The 6937-nt window shown below is 58.7% G+C and carries 4 protein-coding genes; 1 reads left to right on the forward strand and 3 read right to left on the reverse strand.

The genetic code is table 11. The features are described 5' to 3' along the window. Window positions 1-410: 410 nt before the first annotated feature. Both ACYCTF_RS04885 and ACYCTF_RS04890 read right to left on the reverse strand, forming a co-directional pair. On the reverse strand, window positions 411-1064 hold the full coding sequence (locus ACYCTF_RS04885; RefSeq protein ID WP_461283928.1) for a VWA domain-containing protein: 654 nt from the start codon (window positions 1062-1064) through the stop codon (window positions 411-413). Then, complete coding sequence (locus ACYCTF_RS04890) at window positions 1061-2491, reverse strand: hypothetical protein (RefSeq protein ID WP_461283929.1); 1431 nt, start codon at window positions 2489-2491, stop codon at window positions 1061-1063. The genes ACYCTF_RS04885 and ACYCTF_RS04890 overlap by 4 nt, the downstream gene beginning before the upstream one ends. An 831-nt stretch (window positions 2492-3322) precedes the next feature. On the opposite strand from ACYCTF_RS04890, the gene ACYCTF_RS04895 reads away from it, so the two are divergent. Continuing rightward, a complete protein-coding gene (locus ACYCTF_RS04895) occupies window positions 3323-5707 on the forward strand; it encodes a phosphoketolase family protein (protein ID WP_461283933.1) in 2385 nt (794 codons plus the stop codon). A gap of 19 nt (window positions 5708-5726) precedes the next feature. Here ACYCTF_RS04895 and ACYCTF_RS04900 read toward each other — a convergent pair whose 3' ends face one another. Continuing rightward, on the reverse strand, window positions 5727-6902 hold the full coding sequence (locus tag ACYCTF_RS04900) for an acetate/propionate family kinase (protein WP_461284583.1): 1176 nt from the start codon (window positions 6900-6902) through the stop codon (window positions 5727-5729). Window positions 6903-6937: the final 35 nt, after the last annotated feature.

A 6937-nucleotide genomic window follows, 5' to 3' on the forward strand; every position in this document is an offset into this window, starting at 1 on the left:
ACCCTAGCCTGTGTGCCGTTACCATCCCTGTGGCAGCGCGGCCCGAAAGACCAAGAAGCGCCTTGGCGCCCTTATACTCTCCCACCGAAAAATGGGAAGGTCAAGTGGGCGTCAAATTTCCGAAGGCGGATCAGTAGCGTGGTCGTAGGGGCGGTTACCCGCCTATGGGAGGCAGGCTATCCGACCTGCGGATCGTAGCGCGAGACAGCGAGCGGTCGGCCGGCGATAGGACGGAGCAGAAATCCGCGTTCCCGGTCGGCCTGGATGGAGAGAGGCTTTTTCACAAGACGCAAGTTCTTGCCATCCGTCGATCCTGCGCCACCCGCTCGCTTCAGCCTTTTTGCCCTGATACCGGGAACGGTATCGCCCCCCGGGGCCTTGCGCCCTATCGGTTGCGCGGGTTATGCCCGTCAAGATGCCCGCAGGAGCGCAGGTAGGCGGCTCAATTGATGCACGATGACAAAGCGCCCGCCGCCTTTCGCTACCTGTGCATCCCACGTGCGCATCCGCGCGAGATAGCGTGCCGGGTTCATGTTTTCGCCGCGGGATTTTATGACATTGACCGCGAACACCGAGACCCCATTCAGGGGCAGGCGCACATGTCGCACGGCGCCCGGCGGAAGGTCTTGACGCATGTCGGAGACGACAATGATCTCTTTGCGTGCCGCAGGGGTGCCTCGCAGGAAATGCGCCGCCTCGAGGAGCGCGCCGCTGATGTCGGTGTAGGGCGTGCCGCGGCGCGTCGCCATGGCCTTCACGAAGGCCGATATGCGGGCCGCCATCGCCTGTTTTTCGGCATCGGCCTGGGCTGGGCGGCGGGATAGAGTCACCGCGGCCACTCGATCCTTGTTCGTGAAACTGAGGCTCGTGATGCGAGCCACTGCGATGGTGTCGCCTGGCTCCAAGGTCCCCAGGAGGTAACGGATGATGCGTGCAGCCTTCGGGACCGCCTGGATATAGGATCCCGAGGTGTCGACTAGCACGTAAACGGCGCGACCATGGGGGCCCGCCGCACATCCCGACAGGAACAAGGCCAGAAGCAGGGGCGGCAAGAGGTACTTCATCCGCGCGACTCCGGGTGCGCAAGAGTTTCCGTGCGCTGGCGCTCCAGGGCAGCGTGCCACGTACTCTCGATCGCGAGCGGCAAAAAGATGACGATGTCATAGAGGGCGTTTACGGCGACACCCAGGTAGCGCACAAGGCGCCCGGCCACATGCAGCGCAAGACTTCCAAGATGCAACAGACCCACCAGCGCCATGCCACCCACGGTACGCGCGGAATAGATGAAGGACTCGAGCGGGATCGCGACGAAGGCCAAAGCGAAGGGTAGGATGAAACCTAGTACCATCTGGCCCGCGGTGGGTATCCATGAATTGATAGACAGGACGCTTATCTGGGCGTGGGCCGTGAGCGACGCCGCAAGGGCCTCATTATCGACCGCAAGCTGTTCGCGCAGGAGCGCAAGCGCCGCCTCTATACCGGCCATGATGAGAAGGAGGCTGAGCGCCGCGACCATGAATCGTCGCCGCATGCGTTCATGCATGTGCGCGATGCGGGGAAAAAGGTGCGTGATGCGCAAAGACTCCATGAAGAAAAGCCCCATGGTCGCCTCAATCAGAATGATCACGAGCGCGGCCACGTCGGCAGTCCGGAAACTGCCGATATAACTTCCCCCGCCCACCATCTCCGACATCGGCAAAGCAATCAGATGGAAATTGATCACAGTTCCGCCGAGCGCGACACAAAGGACGAAGAGTGACACGAATAGCTGTACGAAGGCCGACGACGATAGCGTGCTCTGGATGGTATCCGTTTTCTTGACTATCTGCTCGTATCGGTCCATGTAAGCATCGATGGCGCCAGCGCGCTCTGTGAGGTGCGCGAGGCGCTTATCGACGGATTTGAGCGTGGTGTCGACCGAACGCCAGAAGGGGAGTGTTTGGGACAGCTTTTTATGGCGTTCCAAGACTGCGTTGCGGTATTCGCCAAGCGCGCGTTCCTGGCCCTTTGCGACTGTGGATTTCAGGCTCTCAATGACCTCTTCCACGACGCGATCCGGACCTGGTTTCATCTTGAGGAGTGGCGTCACCGCGCGCACCCATTCCGGAGGCACGGGAGGGATTTCGCGCGACTGCTGGTAGTCCTCTTCGATGACGGTGATCTCGTCCAAGAGTTTACGCTGAAGGACGGGGAAACCCTGCAGATCTCGTTTCAGGACGGCGTCTACGCGCTCAAATTCGCGTTCTATACGCTGGCCTACATCTTCCTTCCCTTGGGCCATAAGGACGATCCTGTTCCGTTCTCGGAGCTCGGCCGCGGCTTTGCGCAGAGCCCGACTTCCAAGACGAAAGGGGCGGCTTAAGGCGCGAGTCGACAGCGTTACCGCGGCCTCTACGGGTCCACGCGCCAGATAAAGACAGACGAGCATGAGGACGGCGGCGCCACTTGTCATCCACGGATGCAGGTTCCCGTAATGGGATACGATAGACATTGGGTCTCCCTCGCGCTTAAGAGGCGGGCTCTTGTAATTCCCCCTTTATAGATGGTCAAGAGCAGGCTCGACCATAGCGGCCTGACAAAGTCGCTGTCCCGGAAGATATACGGAACATTGATATTGGAGATCCTAGACGAATGCAGTGATATAAAAGTCTGAAATATAATCATATTGCGGTCGGATGGCGCAGATGGACACCTAGCTGTCTTCTCGCAAGCCGCAATAGCCGTTCTTCGGGCGCGTTATGGCTCATGAGGGCGCCGTTTTCGGGCCCCCTCCACCCACATAAGTTGTGGTTTTCCAAAAGACGCAGGGCTCGAAGCGAAGTAAAAGAACGATGGCGCTATAGGTGTAACGATGGAAGGGGCGGTTCGTGGCCAAGTCGTCTCTGCCAGAGTGCGCGCCAGAGTGACAGGAGCCTGAGGAGCGTGAGTAGGCGACAGCAAGGGTCGCGTGGGCCTTGAGGTTATGAGGGGAAAGGGGGAACCTCGGTTGCCTGCCGCGGCCTCTCTGAATGAGGCGGCGCATCCTGGGGTGGGGCGCGACATAGGTCGGAGGCGCACGGCCTCGGCAGAGGCCGCGGCCTTGCCTACACTTCATGGTTAAGGGCGATGGGTATTCGTTGCCAATCACATGTGTTGCTGTAACCGAGAGAGGCTGAGCGCAGAGACGCATCGATGGGAGCCCCGGCGCAGGGTCCCAGGATCGACTTCATTAGCTCAGCAGACAGACGCTTTAAAGGGAAGATAGTGCGATGCTCTCTATGTGGTGGTCGCACGCGAATCGAAGGAGGTTATCGTGACGCTTGCGGCCGAAAAAAAGACAGAGTTGAAAATAAAGGATAAGAAGAAATCAGCGCTTACGGCGGATGAAATGAGGGACATCAATGATTACTGGGCCGCCGCCAACTATCTCTGCGTAGGCATGTTGTATCTGCGAGATAATCCCCTGTTGCGTGCGCCACTGCAGGCCCAACATATTAAGCGCCGATTGCTTGGCCACTGGGGGTCCGATCCTGGGCAGAATTTCGTGTGGGTGCATCTTAATCGGTTGATCCGCGATCGTGACTTGAACGTCGCCTACATCAGCGGCCCGGGGCACGGCGCGCCGGCGACTTTGGCAAACGCCTATTTGGAAGAAACGTACACCGATGTGTATCCGGACCGCAGTCTGGACGAGCAGGGCATGACGCGCTTTTTTAGGCTTTTTTCCCATCCGGGCGGCGTGGGCAGCCATTGCACGCCAGAGACGCCGGGATCGATCCATGAAGGCGGCGAACTCGGCTATAGCCTGTCACACGCCTTTGGCGCTGTCTTTGACAACCCCGATCTGCTAGTGGTCCCCATGATAGGTGATGGCGAGGCGGAGACCGGCGCTATGGCCACATCGTGGCATAGCAACAAGTTCCTCAATTCGGGACGGGATGGCGCGGTTTTGCCAATATTGCATCTTAATGGCTACAAGATCGCCAACCCCACCATTCTTGCGAGAATCTCCACGGAGGAGCTGCTGGATCTATTCCGCGGTTACGGATACACGCCTTACCTTGTCGAGGGCAGTGATCCCGTAGCCATGCATCAGGTGATGGCACAGACGCTTGATGCCTGCGTAGACACGATTCATGCGGTTCAAGCGCAGGCACGCGCCGGGGGGCCGCTTACGCGACCCCGCTGGCCGATGATTATCTTGCGTACTCCCAAGGGCTGGACTGCGCCTAAGGATCTTGACGGCCACAAGATCGAGGGCTTCTGGCGCGCACACCAAGTGCCCATCCTGGACGTCGCCAATAATCCGCAGCACCTTGCCGTTCTCGAGACGTGGATGAGGAGCTATAAGCCCCAAGACCTATTTGATGCGCAAGGGCGGCTGGTGCCGCGGCTGCGAGCGCTAGCACCCCGGGGCACCCGCCGCATTAGCGCTAATCCGCATGCGAACGGTGGTCTTTTACGCATACCATTGAGTCTTCCCAATGTACGGGGATATGCCGTGCCGGTTACTGATCCGGGCCACGTCCAGCTCGAGAGCACCTATGTGCTCGGGCAATTTCTCCGCGACGTGATGCGCGACAATCGCGGGCGGTTTCGGGTCTTCAGTCCAGACGAGAATGCCTCGAATCGTCTGCAGGCCATTTATGAGGTCTCGAAGAAGGTGTGGATGGCCGACACGCTGCCCGAAGATTCCGATGGCGGCGAGTTGTCTCCCGACGGGTATGTGATGGAGATGCTAAGCGAGCACACGCTGGAGGGCTGGCTCGAAGGCTATTTGCTCACCGGGCGCCATGGTTTTTTCAGTACCTACGAGGCTTTCGCGCATATCATCGATTCGATGGTCAACCAGCATGCCAAGTGGTTAGAGAAGTGTAAGACCGAGGTACACTGGCGCGCCCCCGTGTCATCTCTCAATATCCTTCTCAGTTCAACGGTATGGCGCCAAGATCACAATGGCTTTACACACCAGGATCCTGGCTTTCTCGATGTCATCACCAATAAACAGGCGATCGTAACGCGCATCTATTTGCCGCCCGACGCCAACTGCCTTCTGCATGTGGTTCGCGAGTGCCTGGAGAGCACGGACTACGTCAACGTTGTTGTTGCTGATAAAGAGCCCCACCTGCAGTTTCTCGATATAGATGCGGCGGCCCTTCACTGTGCCAAAGGTATCGGCATATGGCCGTGGGCATCGACTGATGCTGGGGGAGAGCCGGATGTAGTGATTGCAAGCGCTGGGGACGTCGTTACTGCCGAAGCGCTGGGCGCCACGGCGATTCTTCGCGGGGCGTTTCCAGATCTGCGCATTCGCTTTGTCAACGTGGTGGACCTCTTTAAACTGCAACCCAACACCGAGCATGAGCATGGCCTTTCCGATCGGGATTTCGATAGCCTGTTTACACGTGATAAGCCGGTGATATTTAATTTTCATGGCTACCCGCAACTGATTCACAAGCTCACCTACCGGCGAATCAACGAGGTTAACATTCACGTTCGCGGCTATAAGGAGAAAGGTAGTATCAACACGCCTATGCAACTCGCGATTAACAACCAAGTGGACCGGTTCAACCTTGTTATCGATGTGATCGATCGGGTGCCGCGGCTCATAGCGGCGGGCGCGCACGTGAAGGAGCGCATGAAAGATCATATCCTCGAACATCTCCAATACGCGATGGACGAAGGTGTAGATAGAGCTGAGACCGCGAACTGGACATGGCCTTTCTAGGGCGTCAAGGCGATTGTGCTTAAAAATCCTGCAGGAGCTGGTGGCTGTGGCGGGCGATCATGAGGTCTTCATGCGTCGAGATGACGCCTACTGTGACTGGGCTGCCGGGCGCGGAGATTGTACGCGCGTTGCGGATATTGGCGTCGGCATCGAGAAGCATGCCAAGATGCGTCAGCCCTTCTATAATGGCGGCACGTACCGGTGCCGCGTGCTCGCCGATACCACCAGTAAAGATTAGGGTATCGACGCCGTCCATAGCTGCCGTCAGGGCGCCAATCGTCTTACGTGCCTGATAGCAGAACATGTCGACCGCCTGGCTAGCGTGGGGATTTGTGGGGCGCTCTTGGAGCAGGGTCTGCATGTCGGCAATCCCGTCGGATACGCCGCATAAACCTGCGTGGTGGTTGATAAGGTCCTCGATGGTCTTGGGCGTGTGGCCCATGTGGGCAAGGAGATAGAACAGGACGCCAGGATCGAGGTCGCCGCTGCGGGTGCCCATCATGAAACCACCGGCGGGCGTCAGCCCCATTGTTGTGTCGACGGGCCTCCCGCCGACCACAGCCGCCATACTCGCACCGTTGCCCAGGTGAGCGATGATGACTCGTCCCTTTTGGGCGGAGGGCGGCAAGACGCTCATGATGTATTCATAGGACAAACCATGGAAACCGTATTTGCGCACCCCTTCGTCCCATAGATAGCGCGGTAGCGCAAGCCGCGCGGCAACCTCCGGAAGGGCAGCATGGAAGGCCGTGTCCATGCAGGCGATTTGGAGCAGCTGCGGGTAGTGGTGGTCGACGGACTCTATGGCATCGATGGCGGCAGGGATGTGCAGTGGCGCAAACGGAATGGCCTCGCGCAGATCATGCAGAAACTGTGGATCAATACGCGCATGTCGAAGGTGAAGGGGTCCTCCGGAGACCAGCCGGTGACCGACCGCCTGCGGTGTCTCGATCCGATACGAGGCGAGCAGCTCGAACATGGCGCCGATAGCAGCGTGGTGATCTAAGGCCTTGTCGGTCTGTGTGCGTACGGTCTCCGCGCCCATCTGGAAGTCAATATGACACTCAGGCCCACCGAGGTTTTCCACTGCGCCGCGAGCAAGAACTTCTTCCCTTGGATTGTCCATGACATAGAGCGCAAACTTCAGAGACGAGGATCCGCTGTTGATGCAGAGGATCAAAGCCGGTGTGGGCATAGCTATGGCTCCCGTCTAAGTGTGTGCCGAGGCGC

The organism is Acidiferrobacter sp. (genome assembly GCF_054609335.1).

Coding starts and splice junctions, on each gene's coding strand:
- ACYCTF_RS04885 (WP_461283928.1), bottom strand. CDS start 1,064: ATGAAGTACCTCTTGCCGCCCCTGCTTCTGGCCTTGTTCCTGTCGGGA.
- ACYCTF_RS04890 (WP_461283929.1), bottom strand. CDS start 2,491: ATGTCTATCGTATCCCATTACGGGAACCTGCATCCGTGGATGACAAGT.
- ACYCTF_RS04900 (WP_461284583.1), bottom strand. CDS start 6,902: ATGCCCACACCGGCTTTGATCCTCTGCATCAACAGCGGATCCTCGTCT.